The sequence below is a fragment of the Gemmatimonadota bacterium genome, assembly GCA_009838845.1.
GTDB lineage: Bacteria > Latescibacterota > UBA2968 > UBA2968 > UBA2968 > VXRD01.
Window position 1 is genome coordinate 13365 of sequence record VXRD01000033.1, and the last position, 21695, is coordinate 35059.

The 21695-nt window shown below is 52.2% G+C and carries 17 protein-coding genes; 13 read left to right on the forward strand and 4 right to left on the reverse strand.

Annotated features, from left to right (window positions below):
• Positions 1 to 53: 53 nt before the first annotated feature.
• Together F4Y39_05075 and F4Y39_05080 are read right to left on the reverse strand one after the other, a co-directional pair.
• On the reverse strand, positions 54 to 1193 hold the full coding sequence (locus F4Y39_05075) for an enolase (GenBank protein MYC13082.1): 1140 nt from the start codon (positions 1191 to 1193) through the stop codon (positions 54 to 56).
• Between the two features lie 12 nt (positions 1194 to 1205).
• Positions 1206 to 2657 carry a sulfatase-like hydrolase/transferase gene (locus F4Y39_05080; protein ID MYC13083.1) on the reverse strand — a complete coding sequence of 484 codons (1452 nt, stop codon included), beginning with the start codon at positions 2655 to 2657 and terminating at the stop codon, positions 1206 to 1208.
• A 249-nt stretch (positions 2658 to 2906) separates the two neighbouring features.
• Between F4Y39_05080 and F4Y39_05085 the strand changes: the two genes are divergently transcribed.
• The gene (locus tag F4Y39_05085) at positions 2907 to 4712 is read left to right on the forward strand and encodes a S9 family peptidase (GenBank protein ID MYC13084.1); all 1806 of its coding nucleotides are present in this window, start codon (positions 2907 to 2909) and stop codon (positions 4710 to 4712) included.
• Here F4Y39_05085 and F4Y39_05090 read toward each other — a convergent pair.
• On the reverse strand, positions 4697 to 6013 hold the full coding sequence (locus tag F4Y39_05090; GenBank protein ID MYC13085.1) for a Gfo/Idh/MocA family oxidoreductase: 1317 nt from the start codon (positions 6011 to 6013) through the stop codon (positions 4697 to 4699). The genes F4Y39_05085 and F4Y39_05090 overlap by 16 nt on opposite strands.
• Positions 6014 to 6078: 65 nt before the next feature.
• Between F4Y39_05090 and F4Y39_05095 the strand changes: the two genes are divergently transcribed.
• The 12 genes from F4Y39_05095 to F4Y39_05150 all read left to right on the forward strand — a co-directional run bounded on the left by F4Y39_05095 (position 6079) and on the right by F4Y39_05150 (position 20853).
• Positions 6079 to 7098, forward strand: a complete 1020-nt coding sequence (locus F4Y39_05095) for a Gfo/Idh/MocA family oxidoreductase (protein MYC13086.1) — start codon at positions 6079 to 6081, stop codon at positions 7096 to 7098.
• Positions 7095 to 8555, forward strand: coding sequence for a sulfatase-like hydrolase/transferase (locus tag F4Y39_05100; GenBank protein MYC13087.1), 1461 nt, complete (start codon positions 7095 to 7097; stop codon positions 8553 to 8555). The genes F4Y39_05095 and F4Y39_05100 overlap by 4 nt, the downstream gene beginning before the upstream one ends.
• An 11-nt stretch (positions 8556 to 8566) precedes the next feature.
• Positions 8567 to 9529 (forward strand): alpha/beta hydrolase, encoded by a 963-nt coding sequence (locus F4Y39_05105; protein ID MYC13088.1) that lies wholly within the window; start codon positions 8567 to 8569, stop codon positions 9527 to 9529.
• Positions 9530 to 9557: 28 nt separating this feature from the next.
• Positions 9558 to 10673 carry a phytanoyl-CoA dioxygenase family protein gene (locus tag F4Y39_05110; GenBank protein ID MYC13089.1) on the forward strand — a complete coding sequence of 372 codons (1116 nt, stop codon included), beginning with the start codon at positions 9558 to 9560 and terminating at the stop codon, positions 10671 to 10673.
• Positions 10495 to 11634: a Gfo/Idh/MocA family oxidoreductase gene (locus F4Y39_05115; protein MYC13090.1), complete on the forward strand. Its 1140-nt coding sequence runs from the start codon at positions 10495 to 10497 to the stop codon at positions 11632 to 11634. The genes F4Y39_05110 and F4Y39_05115 overlap by 179 nt, the downstream gene beginning before the upstream one ends.
• Positions 11635 to 11662: 28 nt before the next feature.
• Positions 11663 to 13159 carry a sulfatase-like hydrolase/transferase gene (locus F4Y39_05120; GenBank protein MYC13091.1) on the forward strand — a complete coding sequence of 499 codons (1497 nt, stop codon included), beginning with the start codon at positions 11663 to 11665 and terminating at the stop codon, positions 13157 to 13159.
• Entirely contained in the window at positions 12969 to 13538 is a 570-nt protein-coding gene (locus F4Y39_05125; GenBank protein MYC13092.1) for a hypothetical protein, read from the forward strand. Before F4Y39_05120 ends, F4Y39_05125 begins: the two co-directional genes overlap by 191 nt.
• A gap of 104 nt (positions 13539 to 13642) precedes the next feature.
• A complete protein-coding gene (locus F4Y39_05130) occupies positions 13643 to 14842 on the forward strand; it encodes an MFS transporter (GenBank protein ID MYC13093.1) in 1200 nt (399 codons plus the stop codon).
• A 14-nt stretch (positions 14843 to 14856) separates the two neighbouring features.
• Positions 14857 to 18570 carry a S8 family serine peptidase gene (locus F4Y39_05135; protein ID MYC13094.1) on the forward strand — a complete coding sequence of 1238 codons (3714 nt, stop codon included), beginning with the start codon at positions 14857 to 14859 and terminating at the stop codon, positions 18568 to 18570.
• Positions 18404 to 19219 (forward strand): hypothetical protein, encoded by an 816-nt coding sequence (locus F4Y39_05140; protein MYC13095.1) that lies wholly within the window; start codon positions 18404 to 18406, stop codon positions 19217 to 19219. The genes F4Y39_05135 and F4Y39_05140 overlap by 167 nt, the downstream gene beginning before the upstream one ends.
• Before the next feature lie 106 nt (positions 19220 to 19325).
• Entirely contained in the window at positions 19326 to 20333 is a 1008-nt protein-coding gene (locus F4Y39_05145) for a GAF domain-containing protein (protein MYC13096.1), read from the forward strand.
• Positions 20334 to 20400: 67 nt separating this feature from the next.
• Positions 20401 to 20853, forward strand: coding sequence for a hypothetical protein (locus tag F4Y39_05150; GenBank protein MYC13097.1), 453 nt, complete (start codon positions 20401 to 20403; stop codon positions 20851 to 20853).
• A gap of 61 nt (positions 20854 to 20914) precedes the next feature.
• Here the strand turns inward: F4Y39_05150 and F4Y39_05155 are convergent, their stop codons facing one another.
• The gene (locus tag F4Y39_05155; protein ID MYC13098.1) at positions 20915 to 21673 is read right to left on the reverse strand and encodes an amidohydrolase; all 759 of its coding nucleotides are present in this window, start codon (positions 21671 to 21673) and stop codon (positions 20915 to 20917) included.
• Between the last annotated feature and the right edge of the window lie 22 nt (positions 21674 to 21695).

Genomic DNA, 21695 nt, shown 5'->3' on the forward strand with positions numbered 1-21695 from the left:
GTGCTGATCTTGTTTTGGGTGGATGTGGGGGCATCCTGAACATCCTTTCATCCTTACATCCTGATCCTGTTTTTTTCGATATAATTCCAATTAATATTCATGCCCAATCCCGGACGCTGGGGAACATGGACAAATCCCTGGTCATCCATGGGTTCGCCGTGTTCGTGCAGCCAGGGCGCCTGTTCATCGAAGTCGATGAAGGGGTGGAGGAGGCCGCGTTCGTAAAATTCGCCATTGGTCATGGCGCACAGGGCGTGCAGGTTGCCGGGACCGCCTCCGTGGATTTCGCAGCGCATGCCAAAGGATTCGCACAGGTGAACGGTTTTCATGAGGGGGGTCAAACCGCCCACGTCGCCGACGCCGCAGCGGGAAATATCGCACGCTCCGGCTTTGATCCATTCGGCGCGCACATACATTTTGCCTTCGCAGGTTTCGGGACCGCATATTGGTAAAGACGTTTGTTCACAAAGCCAGACATAGGACGACATGCTGTGTTCGTCCATGGGTTCTTCCATCCAGTAGTAGTCGAGTTTTTCGAGTCCTTTTGCCAGGGCAAGCGAGGCTTCGCGGTCATAATAGTGATAGGGGTCGAGCATGAGGGGTACGTCGGGGCCGACAGCTTCGCGCACGGCAGCGCAGGCTTCGAGGTCGCGTTTGACACTGGGGGCACCTTCGTAGGGGGGCTGCCAGGTGTGGAGTTTGAAGGCGGGGTACCCGCGTTTCATACACCATTCGGCAAAGCGGGCATAGTCTTCGGGCGTGGCCAAGCCGCCTTCGAGGTCGTCGCCGCACATGGTAGATGCATAGGCGGGTACTTTGTCGCGGTACCCGCCGAGCAATTTGTAAACGGGTTGATTGACGGCGCGTCCGGCGAGGTCCCAGAGGGCGAGGTCAACGGACATGATGACTTTATCTGTTATCGTGTCTGAGTTGATGCGCTGGCGGTGGTTGAGGTCGTGCCAGATTTGTTCGCGCATAAAGGGGTCTTTGCCAATGAGTTCTGGCTTGACCATGCTGTTGATCACCCGTGCATTTGCACCGAACCAGTATCCGGATACGTCTTCATCGGTTGAAATGATGAGCAGGGTTTGAACAGCTTCGCGTTCGGGTCCAGGATGCCCGTGTCCATCGCTGTCCTGTTCGGTGTTGGCGATATATTTGAATTGAATGGTTTCGACATCGGTGATTTTCAAGGGTAACTCCTTTCAATACAGCGGTCTATAACGTAGATCTCCGCCTTCTTCCTGTTGTTTTTTGTAATCGGCTTCAAGTGCCTCTCGCACCCAGTATTGCGGGGCAGAGACGTAGTTTGATTGGTGTTTCTGGTTGTCGATCCAGTGTTCGAGCAAGCGGGATTTGAGGTCGTGTTCAACATGGGCGAGGTGCGCGTCGTCCGCGCGGTTGACGAGTTCATCGGGATCGTTTTCGAGGTCGTAAAGTTCGGCAGATCCGTCGGCGTAGTGTGCGTATTTGTAGCTTTCGGTTCGCACCATAGCGCGACCGCCAATTTCGCAAAATGCGGCCTGTCGGATGGTCGCGGTGGGGTCTTTGAATAATCGGCGAATGTCCTCTCCCTGAAGTGTGCCGGGCGGTTCGGTATCGCAGGCGTGATAAAAGAGTGGGACGAGATCAATGATGCTGACAAGGCCCGGAGCGCGCTGATGGGCGGGGACATCGGGACCGCGAATGATGAGGGGCACGCGGGACATGCAGTCGTAAAAGAAGCCTTTGAAGGGGAGGCCGTGATCGCCCAGTGCGTCGCCGTGATCGCTGGTGAAGATGATGAGGGTGTCGTCGAGTACGCCATGGGCTTCAAGTGCGGCGATGATTTTGCCGATGCCTTCGTCAATCAGGCTGATGTTGGCGTAGTAGTGCTCGCGCCATTTGCGGTAGTGTTCTGGTGTGGCTTTTGAATAGTCCAGGCGAAACATGGAGTTGGACAGGCTACCGCGACCGCGGTCTCTTTGGGCAGGTGGTTTGTCGGCGAGTTCCTCCGGGGAACCGACGGGTTCAGGGATGGGCGCGTCGGCATACATAAGGGCCATGTCTTCTGGGGGGTCGTAGGGGTCGTGTGGTCCGGGAAAGCTGACCCATGTGGCAAAGGGGTCGCTCCCGTTTTGTTGGAGCCATTCGGCTGCCTGATCGCCGACAAAGCCATCGACGTGAAATTTGCGTTCGTGTGGTGTGATGGATGCGCCCATGTTTTCGTAATAACCCGGCAATGTGGTGGGGTGCGGTCGGTCAAGGCCATGTGCAGCGAGAAATTGTACGTGGTGGTCGGGCAGGTAAATGTGCCGTTTGTCTTCGGCCATGATGCGTTCGTCAAAGCCCTGGTGCGAGTCCCAAGGATGAAAGTGCATTTTGCCAATGGCCGCGGTGCGCCTTCCGGTCTGCGAAATGATGCGCGGCCAGGTTGGCACGTGATCGGGTAGCCAGTTGCCATTGCCGAGTACGCCTGTTACACTGGGGTACTGCCCGCTCATGATGGATGCACGACAAGGCACGCATACAGGGGAGGGGACGATGCAATGGTCAAATACCATGCCTTCGCGTGCAAGGCGGTCGAGGTTGGGGGTTTGCATAAAGTCGAGGCCGTAACAGGGCAGGCTGTCCCAGCGCTGTTGATCGGTGGTGATTAAAAGGAGGTTGCGAGCCATAAGGTGCTCCGGAATAAGGGTGAATTCAGGTGGATCAAAGGACGGGACAAGATAGGACGGGGAAACAGGTATGGCAAAGTATTTCTGTTGGTCAAGTTAAAAAGAGAGAGCGATTGTTTTGTATCTTACGAAGTAGGCTCTTATTTTTATGCATTGTGCTGTTGCATATCTCGTGGTCTAACACTATCTTGTGAGGCGATTTGTTTGCCTCGTTGAATTGTGCATGGAATTTTGGTTGGAAGGATTGCTATGGATGTGTTGCTGGATGATGTCAAATTGCCGTCGCATTTAGATCGTCTGACGGATACGGCTCTGGATCTCAGGCGTGTGCAGGGTATGGTGCGCGTTGGTCCCGATGTGTTATTTGTGATATTGAGTGGCTCCTTGTACAAGTTGACCGCTGAGAGAGCCGTGCTCGAGCCCGTGTTTGATTCGGTGACACGCATTTGGCCGGCCGATGAAAATTGTGCGCTGGTCGAATCTGAAGGCGCGCTATGGCGGGTTGATCTGGATGGTACAAAGGGGCGTTTGCTCACCATTCCCAAAGGGACGATTTCCTATGATGTCAAATGGGGAATACGGGGCTTGGTTGTAGGTGCGCTTGTGGATCGCCGCGAGTCTGTGGATCCCAAAGCACCTTATTTTTATCCCGCGTCCAGAGAAAAGGTCACGCTGTGTCGATATGCTTCAATTGAAGGGTGGCACGATCTTGCCGATGTGCCAGAAGGATGCGGGAACTTGAGCATGTGTCGGTATGGCCGTCGGATCGCGTGGCGAGAATCCCTCAATGTGATTCCAGAAGAAGCGCAGCGGGGAGAGTTTTACGGATTTGATTTGAATACAAATGAGGTGCGAAAGTTGACTGAGGGTGCGGGCAAAGTCGGCCGTGTGGTGATGGCTTCGGATGGCTCTGCGTTGCTTTACGAAGCGAATCACGAGGCGGCGTATCCCATTACGACACATACGGATTTGTGGTGGTTGTCATGGGATGGCAGCGAACGAGTGAATCTCACAGAGGGGGGGCGCTGTATTGCGCGCTTTGGCTGGGGACCTCGCGACAAAACTGCCTGGGTGTCGTTTGTGGAGGGTTTGCAAACGCAGACGGAAGTACTGGCTCTGGATGGAACGCCAGAAGGGACATTTGGCGATCTGGACGCAGTATCAGATATTGTGTGGATGCCCGATGGTCTGGCTATTTTTGAAACCGAGGATGCGGAGAGATTCCCCGCAATTTGGACGGGAATGCGCAGGGTGCCCTTGCCCCAGCCTGAGAATTACGAGGATCTGCGCGTTTTAGAAATGGAATGGGAAGCCCCCGATGGCATGGAGATTGAAGGCGTGCTCTACGAAGCAGATAGACTTAGAGGCTCTGCCCCGTTGCTGGTTTCGGCACACGGGGGGCCTGCCGCTCCGGTGGAGAATGTGCGGAGCGAGGTGGTTCGATATCGCCATTTGTTGCGGGCAGGCTACCGGGTTTTTCGTCCGGCATTTCGAGGTTCTCTGGGTTTTGGGGACGATTTCGCGCGGAGCAATATCGGATGCCAGGGGCGGGCCGATCTCGAGGATATTGTTTCGGGTATTGATTTTTTGATTGAAGAGGGGCTTGCATTAAAAAATCGGGTGGGTATTTTCGGTGGGTCTTACGGGGGATATATGACTTTGCGGGCGCTGGCTGTGACGGATCGGTTTCAGGCTGGCGTTGCGCTTTTCGGCTTTATCGACAACAGGCGGATGACTCTGGAGACGGGTGATTTTACGTATGAGACAGAGTATTTGGAACCGCTGTCGTGGCCAATTACAGAGCGTACGCGCGGGGGCGATGTGTTTCCCAATTTAGGCGCAATTCGCACGCCGCTACTGTTGTTGCACGGCGATCAGGACCCGATTTGTCCGCTGTCAGAATCCAAAGTCACCTGTCGTGCGCTGGAATCACTGGGGGTGCCAGTGGGCCTGGTGGTGTATCCGGGCGAGGGCCACGGGTTTCGGAAAGAGAAAAACCGCCGCGATAGTGCGCGGCGAACGCTGGCCTGGTTTTTGAACTATTTGCCGCCGTAAGGATAATGGTCGTAGTTCGTCATGTCATAAGGCTGGGGTGAGATTGCCCAACTGACGCCGAGTTCTGAGAAGAGTTTGCCCGTGCGAAAACTCTGGTCTAACAGGTCGTCGAGACCCTTGATGATGTGGAAGGTTGCGCCGTCGCGTTTGACGACTTCGATTTCACTGTGATCGACTGTGGCGATATTCGGACAACTTTCGTGTGCGCCATTGACACACAGGGTTTGTGCGCGTGCAACTTCTGGCGGACACAGGGGCGTGGCGTTGTTTTGCAGTACGTCTATGGCGTTGTGAAACGGGCCGTGGTGGTCGCGCAAGTTGTGCTCTTCAAAGGTTTCTGTGCTGCCGTCATTGTAGCGAATGATTGAACCTGGTCGGCTCCATTCGACTGTTCCATGTTCGCACTGGAGTTGCATGAGGGGACCGAAATTTTCGCGGGTGGAATGGGATAGGCCGATGAGGACGTCAACGCCATTTGCGACAATGCGGAGTACGGCTGTGTCGAGTGTCTGGATATCGCGTGCTCGGTAGAGTTCGGCCTGTACAGTTTCGGGTATGGCCGATTCGTGATGGGTTGCGCCGCACAGGTACATCGCATTGTTGAGGTCGTGTGCCATGGCGTTGTTAATCGGGCTGTCGAGAACACAGGTGTCGTCGTCGAGTGTGAGCCGACCGGCCCAGGTGTTGCGGCTGTAATATAGGTTGTTGCGCGGCCATCCGCCTTTGATGCGAATCGCATGCAACTTGCCCAGCCGACCGTCCAATAAGCGGGTTTTGATGGTCTGAATGCTTGGAGCGTAGATCGATTGATATCCGATGAGCGCGATTTTGCCCGTTTTGTTTTTTATATTTATCAAGTGGTTGGCGTCCTGTACTGTGGCTGATAGTGGTTTTTCACAGATAACATTGAATCCCGCTTCGAGCGCTGCAACGGAATAAGGGACGTGATAGTGAATGCCAATGGGTAGAGTGACGTAGTCCATGCCTCCTGCGCTGAGGAGGTCGTCAAATGTGTCGTAAACGCGAACATTGCGGGTTTTAAATTCGGCGAGTTTTTCGGGGTGGTTTTCCGGATCAATGACAACAGCGGCATTGAGGCGCGCGCGTCCTTTTCGTTCGAGTGCTTCGACAGAGCGTACGTGCGTTTGGCCAAAACCGCCAATGCCAACAATGCCAAATTTTACGGGGTTCATAAATTGCTCCTTTGTGAGAGAATAATAAAGAAAACAAAAGCTATTGCACGAGCAACTGAAATTAGTGGATACTAACATTGCAAAACACTGGATTGCGGCTAAAAACATGCCGCAATGACAATCGCTATTTCTATCTTCACGCCTGCATGGTTTAAGCAGGCGTCCAGGATGGGATGCTTTTAATTCTTGTCAAATTGCGGGGTAATATGATGAAAGACATTTTATCTGTTGGGCTGATTGGTGCAGGTTCGAATGCGGGAGGACATGCGCGCGGTATTGCGGCGAATGAAAATATCCGTCTGGCGGCGGTTATGGATATTGACCGCAGTCGGGCAGAGGCTCTTGCGACTGAGCACAAAGCCCGCGCTTATGGGGTGTTGGATGATTTGTTGAATGATCCCGAAGTGGATGCCGTGCATGTGTGTTCGATTCACAAAGTACACGCCGAGCAGGTGGTTGCCGCTGCGCGTGCTGGAAAACATGTGCTGGTTGAAAAGCCAATGGCGCTGTCTGTGGCCGAATGCGATCGCATGATTGCTGCGTGTGAGGATGCCGGTGTGGTGCTGATGGTGGGGCAGGTGATGCGGCACTTTCCAGTGAATTTAAAGGTGAAGGCGCTGATTCAGGAGGGTGCGATTGGCGAGGTCGGGCACATGATCCGCAGGCGATACGGCAATTTTGATCCGCCTGACCGATCGTGGTATCTCGATTTGGAATTGGGCGGTGTTTGTGTTTTGTATTGTTTTGGTCCGCACGAGTACGATATTTTACCCTGGTATATCGATTCCCCCGTGGTTAAGGTATATTCGCAAGGCAGTGAAAGCGCAGAGCGATACGCAGGGCAAAAGGATTCTTATTCGACGATTATGAATCACAAAGATGGCACGGTAAGTGTGCTGACGCAAACTGTGGTGACGCATACTGGCGCACACGATACGTATATTATGGGTAGTGAGGGATCTATTTGGATGACCAATCAGAAATTGATGGTCAATGGCAAAGAAGTGCCCGTAGATGTGACATCGCGGGTAGGGATGCCCAGTCAGATTGCCGAATTTGTAGATTGTTGTCTCAATGGAAAAGTGCCCGATGCCAATGGCAGGTCTGTGCGGCATACGATGGCTGTGATTGAGGCGGTGAAGCTCAGTGCCGAGAGTGGTGAACCGGTGATGGTCAATGGAGAGGATGTATGAACCAACCCAATGTAATCGTTATTATGAGCGATCAGATGAAGGCAACGGCGAGCCATTTATACGGCAGTGCGTTTTGTCAGACACCGTCGTTGGAGCGGATGGCGAATGAAGGGGTGTTGTTCAAACACGCTGTTACGCCGCATCCGCTGTGTGTGCCGTGCCGCATTTCGTTTTGGACCTCCCAGTTTCCTCATTCGCACGGTGGGCGGCGAAATCAGACGCTGATGCCTGGGGATGCGACGCATGCGTTTAAGCTGTGGAAAGCTGCGGGATATCGGTGTGGACTGATTGGGAAAAATCACTGTTTTGAGGAACAAAGCGATCTCGATTTGTTCGATGTGTGGTGTGAGATCGGACATGGAGGATTGCCCAGAGGCTCCGCGACAAAGGGAATGGATTGGTTTCGGTCCCGTGAGTCGATCAATGCGGCACATGCGGTGAGAAGGAATTTGCCGGATATTAGTCCGCAATTTTCCTATGGGGTTAGCGATTTTCCGCTGGAGGATTATTCGACCGGGTTGGTGGCGGGACAGACCGTGCGGTTTTTGGAGCAATTTGGCAATGATCCATTCGCGCTGTGGGTTTCCATTCCCGATCCTCATACGCCGTATGAATGTCCCGAGCGGTATGCGATTGCACTCGATGATGTGGTGATGCCACCCTGGCGAGCGGATGAGTATAGCGATGGTACAGCGCCCGAACGCAATCGGGTCTTGCATGCGATGATTGGGGTGGAAGATGATCCGATTGAAGACGTAAAGGGATGCGTGGGCGTGTATCACGGAATGGTGCGTTTTTTGGATGATGGCGTGGGGCAGATTTTAGATGCGCTGGACAGGCTCAATTTGCGCGAGAATACGGTTGTGGTTTTCTGTGCAGATCACGGCGATTTTTCGGGTGAGCACGCGCAGATCGCCAAAGGAGGTGCGTTTTACGATTGTTTGACGCGCGTGCCGCTTATCGTGTCGTGTCCGGGACAGATCCCGCAGGGCGTGGTGGATGAGAGTTGTGTCAATTTGATCGATATTGTGCCGACGGTTTTGCAATTGCAGGGGCACGATGTGCCGCGTTCTATGTACGGGGAGGGATTGCCCACGGTTACGGATACAGCGCCGAGAGATGCGGCTTTTTCAGAATACGGCGCAGGAGGACCGGCATTTACTATGGCAGATTTAGAGCAGCTTGAGAAGCCATGGGGAAGGCGGGCTATTGGGCAGTCTTTGCAATGGCGCGAAGCTGAGGGCCGCCGCAAGATGGTGCGTACTGCCGAATGGAAGTACGTGCATGATCCTATGGGGGATCGGGATGAGTTGTACGATCTGGTGAACGATCCCTGGGAATTGTACAATGTGATAGATAATGCCGATCACCGCGATGTTATCGCAGATTTGCAATTAAAATTGGCGGATTGGAGTATTCGCACAGAGGATGCGAGACCCGTTCCAATGCCAGAGTGAGGGATATAAATATGAGCCAACCACATCCGGAGATACAGAAATTCGTGCAGACATTTGAAAACGCAATGCACGAGGATGGTCTGACGGATTTGCACAGCGAAGGGGTGGCAGCTGCAAGGGCTTTTAACGATTCGCGCAAAATGCCAGATGATATGCTGCCGCCTATTTATCATGTGGAAGATAGCGCGATATCGAGTGAAACGGGGGAGATTCCCATTCGCATTTATCGCCCCAATGAGTATCGAGGGTTGCCGCTTCTCATGTGGTTTCACGGCGGGGGATGGGTGCTGGGCGATCTCGATACTGGGGAGTTTAAATGCAGAAAACTCGCGCATGATGTAGGGTGTGTTGTCGTTTCAGTTGACTACCGCCGCGCGCCAGAAACGCCTTTCCCCGGTGCAATTGACGATTGTTTTGCCGCTACGTTATGGGCGGCATCTTCAGCGGATGAATTGGGGATTGATTCTTCCCACATTGCCGTGGCTGGCGATAGTGCCGGGGGCAATCTGGCTGCCTGTGTCGCCCTTCGCGCCCGAGATGCGGGATTAAATCTCGTTTTTCAATTGCTCGTTTATCCCGTTATTGAGGCAAATTTTGATCGTGCCTCTTATTCTGAAAATGCCGAAGGGTATTTGCTTACGGCCAGTGCGATGAAGTGGTTCTGGGATTGTTATGTTCCCAATATCGCAGACCGCAATCATCCCGATGTCGCGCCCATTTGCGCTTCTGATATGTCTGGCTTGCCGCCCGCGCTGGTTATGACCGCTGAATTTGATCCCCTCCGAGACGAGGCCGAAGATTATGGCCATGCCTTAAAAGCGGCAGGGATTGACACTGTCACACGGCGTTATATTGGTATGACGCATGCGTTTTATATGCTGCCCACCGAAAATCCCGTTAATGAAATTGCCGCGGCGACCAATGAATCCATAGAGGCATTGCGCTGGGCTTTTGATAACTGTGAGCACCAGTAGGGATTGCGGCTTTAGGCAGGCGTCCAAGATGGGGGAGGTTGACAATAGATTACTGATGATCAACAACAGGAGACCATATATGTCGTCATTAAAAGAACAATACGTAGAAGAGGGATACATTGTTGTCAAAGATGTGCTCAATATCGAGCAGGATATTTATCCCTTGCAAAAAGCCTATTCTGAGCTTCTATATGCGCTGGCGCGAATTTATCTGGTTGAGACTAATTCTGAGGCACTGGATAGATTTGATGAGATGTCTTTGCCCGAGCGGTTTGCAATGTCGCTCGGAGCCAGTCGGGGAACGGTTTTACACCATCTCGATCCCGTGCTGAATATCTTTGTTCCGACTTTTCAGTGGCGCAAAGACCTGCCAGATGCGCGGATTCCCGAAATGTTTGCTCTTATGCGCCATCCAAAAGTCTTAGATGTTTTGGAAGTTCTTATCGGGCCGGAGATAGCTGCGTCGCCGATTTACCATTTTAATCTCAAGCTCGCGCCCGATCATCTCAAGCTGGCAGATCAGGTGGCCGGGTCTGTGGGTGCAGATCTTTCAAAGGAAGGGTTTTATACATTTCAGGTGGGCAAAACAGGATGGCACATGGACGCAGGTTCGGGCCTGAGAGATTCTCATGAGAGCGAGATTGTCAATGCGTGGATTCCGATTACCCATGCTACCGAAGAAAATAGCTGTTTGGTGGTCATTCCCGGCAGTCACAAAGAAGGCGTTAAATACCATCCTTTTCCAGAAGATCTCGACACGCAGGGAATTACTCTGCCCGTTGATCCTGGAGATATTGTTTTTTTGGATAATAAAGTGATGCACAGCTCTACGCCCAACACGAGTCGCGAAGATTATCGCTGGGCTTATAATTTCCGTTATCTTCCTATTGGACAGCCCCCTGGTCGCCCCTTTATACCGGGTTTTGTTGCGCGCAGCCGCTCGGCTCCAGAAACAGAATTACACAATGCCTATGTATGGAGCGCAATGTGGGTTCGCTGTCTGGATTATCTCACTGAAAAGGGCGTGCCCGCATCTTATGAAGACAGGAGCAAAATGGGCCTTGAAGAAGCGCAGGCGATTACCAGTCACTGGCGCGAACTCACCCCCGATGCGGATGGTTGGTTGCGCCTGGGGAAGGATTGATATGGATAAGGTAAAAATCGGTATTATCGGTCTCGGCTCTTTTTGTTCGAGCTATCATATTCCGAATTTGCTCAAGAGGTCGGATGTAGAAGTCACGGCGGTTTGCGATATTTCTCAAGAATGTCTGGACGGGCGCAATAGGAGGTTGCGGGATAGTCGGGTATTTACCGATTATCGCGATATGATCAATCCGGATTTGATTGATGGGGTTTTTGTCAGTACGCCCAATCGGGCGCATTTCGCGGCCTGCAAATTGGCGCTTGAGCGCGGTATTCCGGCGATTGTCGATAAACCGATTACGGTGACTTTGGAGGATGCCGAGGAACTCGTGGCGTTGAGTAAGTCGCAAAATTGTATTTTGATGACGGCGTTTACGCGTCATTTTATGCCCAGTACCGAGTACGTGCGCAGACAAATTGCGTCTGGTGCGAGCACTCCGCAAATGCTCACGGCTGTCCAGCGGAAAAGTCCCGTCAAGCGCGGTATAGAAGACGGGGGCATGTTGCACCGGCGCACGATTCACATTACAGATGTTTTGCCGTGGATCACGGGCGAGCGCGTGGTCAGAGTGGAGGGCAAAATTCAATACGAGACCGGGCACATAGAGGAAATGCTGGTGGATATGCGTCTCGAATTTGAAGGGGGATTATGTGCCAGTCTGCTCTGTATCAAGTCCTGTGACGAAAATCAGGATGAGGTCAACATATATACTGACAAGCAGAGTTATCGCCTGGAACGCGACCGCCTCTACACGATTGCGCGCAGAGGTGGCTGGCAGCGCGTGGAGAATTTGCCCGAATACGGCAATTCGAGCGATCACTTTGTCGAGGCGATTAAAGGCAATCGTCCCGCCCCCAATGCTCCCTTTGCCGATCCGCACAGTGAAGACGGCCTCCAGGCTCTTCGCGTTGTTTTTGCTATGCACAAAGCAGCACAAACAGGGCGTGTGGTGGATGTTTAATTGATTACACCTACAATAGGAAACAAAAATGCCTTCTCAACCGAATATCGTTTTTATTCACGCCGAGAGCATGGATGGGCGAAAGATGGGCTGTATGGGCCATCCTGCCATGCAAAATGCCACGCCCAATATGGATCGCCTCGCCAGTGATGGGGTGCTGTTTACAAATGCGTACACCAATTGTCCGGTGTGCAATCCGTCGCGGGCGAGCATGTGGAGTGGAAAATATCCCAATTATTACGATTGTTGGAATAATCACGAAGGGTTGCACGAGAATGTGCCCACGTATCAAAATACATTTGAGAGCGCGGGCTATCAGACCTCTGCCATCGGTCCTATAGACTACGCCTATGGCAAACACTCCATCCGCGATCGCATTGGCTCGTGGACGCGCGCGGCCAATATTCGCCGTCCTATATGTCGCACGACCTTGCCGCAAGTTGTAGATGATGGCAAGGCGAATGGGCGCGATTGGGACCGGACGTATCAGGCTGTTGATCAACTGCATCAATACGCGAGGAGTGACCGGCCTTTTTGGCTTTATCTCACTACGGGATTGGTGCATCCCGCATTTACTGCCGAGAAACGCCACATGCCTTTGATCGATGCGGATAATGTCGATATTCCGCCGACTTTGATGCCGCTCGAAGCCACGCACAATCAGGCGATTGCGTATCAACGCGTGACCAAAAATTGCGATAAACAGTTCTCTGAGAACCTCGTTCGAGAGATTCGGCACACCTATTTTGCGATGATCGCCGCGCTCGATGAGATGGTTGGTCGGGTGCTTCAGACGGTCGATGATTTGGGGTTGCGCGATAATACGTATGTCATTTTTTCGAGCGATCACGGCGAAATGGCTGGCGATCAAAATCAAATACTCAAGCGTTCGATGTACGAGGCGTCATCCCACGTTCCTCTCATTATTCGCGGTCCCGATGTACAAAAAGGCGTTGTCGTCGATACACCCGTTTCTCTCGTTGATCTATATCCCACGTTTATGGATATGGCGCGCATTCGCTATGAAGATTATGCGGATAATGCAGCATATCCCGATACGCTGGACGGCGAATCTCTATTTCCGCAACTCGTCGAGGGGACGGCGCGCAAACGCGATTGGGCGATGTGCGAATACCACGGCGATCGCTGTGCCACTGGCACGTTTATGTTGCGTCAGGGCGACTGGAAATACGTCAAGCACACGGGGTTTGAATCCGAGCTATTCAATCTCATGGACGACCCAGATGAAACGACGGATCTCGTCCATGACAAACCGGAAATCACCCGCGAATTGGATCGGGTGCTGACCAGCAATTTTGATTGCGAAGGTATTGATGCGCGGGCGAAAGAATACGACCGCAAAAGCTTTGTCGCATGGCGCGAGCAGGCGCACAAAGAAGGCATCTACGAGGATACGATGGCTCGCGTCTATAGCGGTCATGACCGCATTTGTATTGAGGATATTGCGCCGTGGACAGACGAGGATGAACAGCGAATTGAAGCGTGGCTGGATGGTAGTAGTTAATTTTTTTTACTTAACAAACATGCCTATTGCACTTCTCATTGTCGATCACGGTTCCAGGCGCGAAGAAGCCAACCAGATGCTTTACGGCGTTGCCGATATTTTGCGTCAAGAACGCCCCGAGATCATTGTCCACGTCGCGCACATGGAACTGGCCGAACCCACTATCAGCCAAGGCATTGATGCATGTGTGCGCGAGGGAGCGAGTGAGATCGTTGTTCATCCCTACATGCTGTCTCCCGGACGCCATGCCACGGAGGATATTCCGCGTATGGCAACAGAAGCGGGGGCTGCATATCCAGATGTACATATCCGCGTTACCGAACCTCTTGGCCTGCACGAAAAACTCTGCGAGGTTATTCTCCAACGCGCCGGGTTGTGAAGGAAAGCGATCAGCCATCAGCTTTCAGCTTCCCACCCATCCGCCCCCAGGATAAGATCGTTGACTGCATGTTTTACTGACTGCTGACTGCTGAAAGCTCTCTTATGTCCACAGAAACCGCGCCATCTTTTCGCTCTGCTTCAAGAGGGGATTTGCGCCCTGTTTTTTATATTACCGCTGCACACCTGGCGTTAGATTTTTATATGGTCCTTACGCCGCCATTGTGGGCTTTTTTTCAGAGTCATTACAATCTCACGGTAGCGCAGTTTGCCTATTTGCCCACGGTGATTGTCTTTTGCGGTTCTATCACGCAACCCTTTATGGGCTATTTTAGCGATGGACGCGATCGCATGGCTCTTGTTGCACTTGGGCTATTTGTCACGGGCATTTTTGTCTCTTGTATCGGCTTTGCGCCCACTGCTTATACACTCGCTATTTTTTTGATTTTCGCGTCTTTTGGATCCTCTCTTTTTCATCCTACCGCCGGGGGATTGGTTACTGCTCTAACGCCGCATCGTGCCAATCTGTCTATGGCTATTTTTCTGACGGGGGGAACAACGGGGATGGCGCTCGCTTCGATTACCGGGACGCAAATTGTCGAGCGATACGGCATCCAATATCTGTGGCTTATTGTCATCCCTGTCTTGATTCTCGCGCCATTTATCCTGTGGCAGTCTCGAAAAGTTCCCGTGCGTGAACGCCGCGTAACTGCGGGTAAAATCGATTTCTCCATTTTAAAAAAAGCCCGCTCTCTGTGGACGCTTTTTGCGATTAGTGTGTTGCGCTCTATTATTCACACGGGATTTGTCAGTTTTACAGCTATTCTGGGAGCGTCTCGCGGCTGGGCTACCAGCGAAATTGGTTGGGTTTTTTCCGGCTATTTGCTTTCCAGTACGCTGGGGCGCATCACAGGTGGTTATCTGGCAGATCGCATGTCTCAGCGCAAGCTTCTGGCTTTTTCGTGTGCTTCGTCCGCAATTTTTCACGCTGGTTTTTGTCTGACAGACGGATATGTGTCGCTTATTTCGTTTTTTGTGGCGGGGTATTTGTTCGATCTCGGTATTACGACGAATATATCTCTGGCACAGCGTGCCTTGCCGCACAATACGAGTACGGCGACGGGATTGGTGATGGGATTTTCCTGGGGCATGGCGGGCCTTGCTATGATCGGCGTGGGGAGCCTTGCAGAGTGGACCTCTACTGCGACTGCGCTTGTGGTTGTATCCATGGTGCTTATCCCGGCAACACTTCTGGTGGCGCTACTGCCTTCTGAGTATGGTGAGGTGAGAAGCAAGAAAAAATAAAAGGTGAGGGTGGGATGGCTCACACGAAGACACAGAGACACAGAGAAAAGCGGGGACTGAGGTGGTGTTACGCGCTTGCTGTAGTTATTAGTGGTTGTTTTTTACAGATAGCGCACGCGCAGCCCACATATTCTCCCGGGCAAATTCTCGTCAAATTTCGCAACGCAAAGCCAGCAATTGCACAATTCCGCGATCTATCAGAGCTCCATGGCGTGACGGCGATTGAACCACTTTTTACGCCGCGAAGTGCTAAGGCAGTTTATCCCCATCCTTTGACGCGTGTGTACCGCGTTCATTTATCGGGCGATCCGGTCGCAGCCGCAGCCGATTACGCATTGCGTCCCGATGTTGTTTACGCACAGCCCAATTATTTGTTTACGCACCACCAGGTGCCCGATGACCCTCACTACGGCGATCAACGCAGCCTTCAGACCATCGATTGGGAGCTATTGCAACAAAATCTCGGTCCCGTTCGAGAACAGATCATTGTCGCGATCATTGATTCTGGCGTCGATTACAACCACGAAGACTTGCGCGATAATATCTGGCACAACGCAGCAGAAGTAAACGGCATGTCTGGCGTTGATGACGATGGGAATGGGTATATCGACGATATAAGGGGGTGGGATTTTACCCATGCGCCCGGGTTGCCGGGAATGGGCGATTATCTCAGGCGCGACAACGATCCACAGGATGAATCGTCGCACGGTACGCGCGTTGCTGGTATTGTTGCAGCTGCGGTGAATAACAATCGAGGTATTGTCGGTGTTGCACCCAATGCACAGATTATGGCATTGCGAGCGGGGTTGAGACGGCTTGGAGGTATTGGTTTTCTCGAAGAAGACGATATTGCTGCGGCTATTCTCTATGCCGCGGAAAATGGCGCGCATGTTGTCAATATGAGTTTGGGTGGACCCGAGCGCACTTTTATTTTGGGCGATGTAATCCAATATGCACACGCTCAAGGCGTTGTGCTCGTCGCCTCTGCGGGCAACTCGGGAGATGAGTTGGGATATCCCGCGGGCAATCACTATACGATTGCCGTAGGTGCGGTAAATCACGCCGATCGCCTGGCGGGCTTTAGCAGCACGGGCGCGTCGCTCGATCTGGTTGCGCCGGGGGTCAGTATTCTCAGCACACGTCTCGATAATCGCTATGCGTCTGGTTCTGGCACTTCTTTTTCTGCGCCTCACATATCCGGTTTGGCCGCGCTGATTCTCTCGCGGCGTCCCGATCTTTCGCCTCACTCTGTGCGCAATTTACTCATCGCATCTGCGATTGATCTGGGTCCGTCGGGGCACGACAATGACTACGGCGCAGGGCGCGTGAGTGGCGCGCAACTCGCAGACCGCCTGAGTACTTTCGATTCGCTGACGGTTGCGATTCGATCTCCCGCCAATGACGAGGGAGAAGATACTGCGTTTGATATTCGCGCTTCTGTTTCGGGCGCGCAGGTCACGGGTTATCGACTGTCTTATGGCAGCGGGTACAATCCACAAACATGGACACGTCTCGCCGAGGGGGCGCCCTCTCTGGACATTCGTCAGACGTGGGATGTTTCTGCTTTTGCAGATTCTGACGTGGTTTTGAGACTCGAGGCAGATTTGTCGGATGGTGTGGTCGTAGAGGACCGCGTTCGCGTTGCCATTGAAAAAATAGCACCCGCTATCACCGCGCTTGCCTGTGGCGATGTATTGGAGGACGACCGCCGCGTTTTTGAATGTCGCTGGCGAACCGATCAGCGCGCACACGGGGGTATTGCTTATCGCTATGGCACGAATTTTGATACTCTGTACACCGGTCTGGTGCAAAACAAACACCGCGTTGTTCTGCCCCACACATTGCCATCAGGTGTCGTTACATTTCACGTTTTAGCCGATGGGGAAAATAATATCCGCGCGGTGCATCCGGCGCAGACAATTGATTATGTTCCATTTCGCGTCCCACAAAATGGCTTTGTGGAAAGGGGCACATTGCCCGATGGTTTTTTGCCCGACCGCGCGTCGGATTTCGACCGCGATGGCAGGCTGGAAATCGCGCTTATGCCCTATGTTGGAGGCGGTTCTTATGGGTCAGTGCATATTTACGAACGCCAGGCGGATGGTACATTTATCGATGAATTTCAAAGCGATGAGCGTTTTTTACCCTGGGCAATTGGCGATATTACAAATGATGGGACCGATGATTTATTGGGCGTGACTTATGAGCGTCTCGTGCTTTTTACAGATAGTTTCTCCAATCCCTATCCCGCGCAGGTGGAATTTGAACAGCGCGGCACATGGGGCGGCGATTTTGCCGATGTGGATGGTGATAGCATTCCCGATATTATCGCTCGCGCAGGCGATCAGCGCGGTATCCGCGTGATTCGCAATCTCGGCAGTGTGATCCGCGAGGAGGTATTTCTTGTTGATCCCTCGGAAGGTGGTGGAGACCCTGGTCCGCGCTTTGTAGTTGCGGACTTTGATCGAGATGAACAGCAGGAAATTCTCGCTGGCGATGGCGATGGCGATCTCTGGATGTACGAATATCGCGCGGGAAAATACGTGCAGACCTGGTACTTGCCGGGCGATGGGGATGCGCGATGGATTGGCGGGGGTATGGATTTGGATGGCGATGGATTGGTCGAGTTTGCAGTTGCTCGTGCGTACACAGATGCGTACGAGGCTTCCAATGGTTTCTGGGAATTGGAGATTTACAGCATGCGTGCGCCCGATACTTATGCGCGTGAATGGACGACGCGAATCCACGGGGTGGCGACCACGGGCAATGGGATTTCAGCAGGGGATGTCGATGGGGATGGCCTTGTCGATCTGATAGTATGTCTGCGCCCCGATCTCTACGCTTTTCGCGCTGAGAAACCCGATCACTATCGCCCGATCTGGCATACGCCAGTGGGTTTGATGCGCCGCGCACTCATTGCGGATCTGGACAAAGATTTTCGCTATGAGGTGCTTTTTAATTTGGATGGCGCAGTGCATATTGTTGAACGCGATGAACCGCCAGTTGAGGTGGGGTCGCCGCAGATTATACGCGCGCGGCCTCTGGGTCCAACTCGCGTTGAAATAGACTGGATGCAAGTGCCCGATGCGTCTTCTTACCAGATTTATCGCGCTGTCGGCGATGGTGTGCTCGATTATTTTGATGAGATCAGCGACCGCACGGTATATATTGATTCTTTGCTGACCGAAGGCCAGACCTATCACTATCAGATTGTCGCCGTGGCCGATTGGGACCTTCGCTCGGGTATTGTATCTCTCACGCCGAATCGTGCGCCAGAGGTCGTGCGCGTTGAAACACTGTCGGAAAACCAGATTCAAATTTTCTTTTCGGAAGAGATGGGATCAGATGCGGCACTGCCGTCGAGTTATCTGCTCGGCGGTGTTGGGCAACCCACATCAGTGATTCTCGACCAGCAAAATACTCGCGCGGTTCTGTCTTTTGCCGTACTGTTTCCCCCTCGATATACGCTGACTATTCTCAATACATCCGATGCGAGCGGTACACCTCTTGGTTTGAAAACTATTTCAGATATTGTTGATCCGAGCCTTCTCGCGCGGGCCGATGTCGATGGCAGTGGCGTTGTCGATTTCGCAGATTTCCTATCTTTTGTCCGTGCATTTCAAACTTCTGATTCCACATTTGATTTTGACGGCGATGGTATCGTCAATTTCCCCGACTTTCTCATCTTTGCCAATCTTTTTGGTCGCAAGGTTGGGGCTGGGGGCTAAGGTTATGAATATTGGTATTCCCAAACGTGCGTTTTTTCAGGTGGCTTTTCCCTGCGTGTTTCGCGCAGATGTCCCGGTAATTGATGGGGTACTCAATGACTGGGAGGCGACTTATCTGGTGCCTGATTTGACCGGGGTTGAGGGAAAAAATCCCTTTGCCGATGTGTATATGGCTTGGCACGATACCGGATTATTTTTCGCAGTTGATGTGAAAAGTGGAGGTGGGCGTGCGCCCGATGTTCGCAGTCCATTGCGCGGTGACGGACTTCAGGTGTGGATTGATACGCGCGATGTGCGTAATGCGCCTCGGGGAAGCCGTTACTGTCATCATTTTTGTTTTTGGCCGGGCAAGGGCAAGGGGCGAGCCGGGGGAAGGCAGTTTCGTCTGCGACGGGCGAGAGCACATCCGAGATTGTGCGATCCCGAGCGTCTAAAGGCGGCTTCAAAGGTGCTCAAAACGGGGTATCGTCTGGAAGCTCATATTCCCGCTACTGCAATGACCGGGTTTGATCCCGATGAGAATAATCGGATCGGTTTTACTTATTTGCTGCGCGACAAAAATCTGGGACGACAAGTTTGGACAGCAGAAGAGATTTTGCCCGTGTCTTATGATCCGAGTTTGTGGGGTACAGCGGAATTGGTGAGGTGAGAGCTAAAAGACGAGGAGGGAGTTTGTATTTCGTCAAATAGTTTTGTATATTGGAAACATTGAACGTTGGTATCAATCGGATATAGTTTATATTCGAGGTTGGTATATGGCACAAGATAGCGAACTTTCTCAAGATCTCACCGCTCGTGTGGAGCGTTTGGAGTCGCTGTTGGCAATTAGTCGGTTGATGAATGCGACGTCAAACCAGGGGCGGTTAATCAGTGGTATTGCACATGAAATCTCCACGTATTTAGAGGCGGAACAGTGTTCAATTTTTTTTCACAACCGCCTGACGGATGAGCTATATACGCATGTTGGTGCGGGCGTCGAAAAAGACACGCAGGTGCGAATCCCGAGCAATAGGGGTATCGCAGGGCATGTGTTTAATAGCGGCGATGTGAGAAATGTTTTAGATACCTCTAAAGACCCCTTGTTTTCCAATGAGCTTGGGTATGAAACGCATACTATGCTGGCTTTTCCGCTGCACAACAGACGCGGGGAGGTGATAGGTGTGCTGGAACTCCTGAACAAGAAAGACGATCCGGGGTATTTTACAAAAGATGATGAGGATTTCCTGCACGAGGTGGCCGCGCAAATCGGTGGGTTGGTCGATATGATGTTGCGGCGCGAGGAGATGGCCCACCGCAATGAGTTGCTCGAAGCACAGATGGAGCGCTTGTCGGGATTTGAGCATCTGGTGGAAGACCGCACGGTTATCAATACCGTGTTTAAGTACAATCGCAAGATACACTATTGGGCCGGGCTCGTCGGCATGATTTTGTTGGCGGTGATGTCTATTACCTCTCTGGTGATGGTGCGATCTGCTGATTTCCGGAAAATCATGCTGGAGTTGCATTCGGGGGTTATTTTTGCGGGTGCTAGCAACGCGTATATTTATACCGATATCGTTGCCTATGTTACGTTGACGATTTGTCTTTCTGGTTTTCTGATGTATGCCTATCCACCATTGAATCGCTGGATGAGGGCCAAAAAGGATCGGCTTTCGCGGTTTATGATTCAGGCGGGGGTGCGTCAGCACAATCAAAATCGCCGGGTTCAGGAGGGCTTGAGAAAAGTTTTGGGAGGCCGAGATAACCCCTCTGGAAAAACTTGATTTTATGTTCGGAAAAGTTTATTATCATATTCGCACTGTAAAACGAGAATGAAATGAGGAGGAATCAATGCGTTATTTGAGGTTTATGGCTCTGGGTTCGGTAATTCTGGGTGTTGTGATGGCTGGTATCGCTGGCTGTGGTGGAGGTAACGAACAGTCGGACAATAATCTGCCAGTAAGACGTGCGAAGATGCGCGATATTAAGCTGAGTACAGACCGGATTATGGTCGCGTTGAAAAACGAGACGGTTGAGGGGGTTGCCGACGATGCCGAGAAGATTCAGGATGCGTTGAAAGCGGTGATCGATCTCTATCCGCCAGAACACGAGGAGAAGTACACGATTTACAACCAGGCATCTCAAACACTGGCTTTGGGGATTGCATCGGCTGCCAAGGCGGGAAATGTCAAAGAGGCGAATAAGAAGTTCCGCGCCATGGTACCTTATTGCGGTAAATGTCACGAAGATTGTGCCTTTTTATTGGCTCCCGCATTTCCCGAGTATGAAGACGTAAGTGAATAAAAATCAAGAATAAAAAAAGCGTCAGCTCATTAAGCTGGCGCTTTTTTTTTGGCTTTTGTGATCAGAACCGCCAGATTTTCAGGGCGGTTTTTCCGAATATCCATTCTCTGTCTTCTGAACTGAGATCAGATAGATAATCCATCGGGACTTTGAGGCTGTTATCATAGCCTTCGCGTCTGCTTACTGGAGGATAGTCGCTTCCCCACATGACCCTTTGGGGACCGAAGGCTTCTATGGCCATGTCGGCGAGTGGGGGAATGGGATCAAAGGGCAAGGGGACAGGACAGATTTCGCCGAATCCGGGGAGTTTGATGGACAGATTGGGGTATTCGGCGAGTTCGAGGATTTTTTTGAAGGTATCATAAGGAGGTTGCTGGCCCTCGCCGATGCCCGCGAGGTGTTCGATCACAATGGACAGAGTTGGAAATTCTCTGATTACTTCTGCAAATTCATCGCTTAGAAGGCTCTGGGGACTGCTCGGCGCACTGACAACGAGGTCGAGTTCGGCTGCTGTACGCCACTGCACGAGGGGGGCAGCGCAATCGGCGCGACTATTTGCCGGAAGGCGAATGCCCACGATGCCCTGTTCTGTCCATTGTCGCATGGCTGTGCCATCGTCTGTGGGGGGAACGATCATGGCCGCTTGAAATTTTCCCGGATGTGCCGCCATGCTATTGATCATGTACTGGTTATCCGAGTTCCCCGCGTATTGGATAAAGATGGCACGATCAACGCCGGATGTGTTCATGTGGTAGAGTAGAGATTCCACGGGTTCGTATTTGTGAAGTCCAATGTGGCAGTGTGTATCGACAATGGTCATTGTGTTTGCTCCGAAGGGGTGG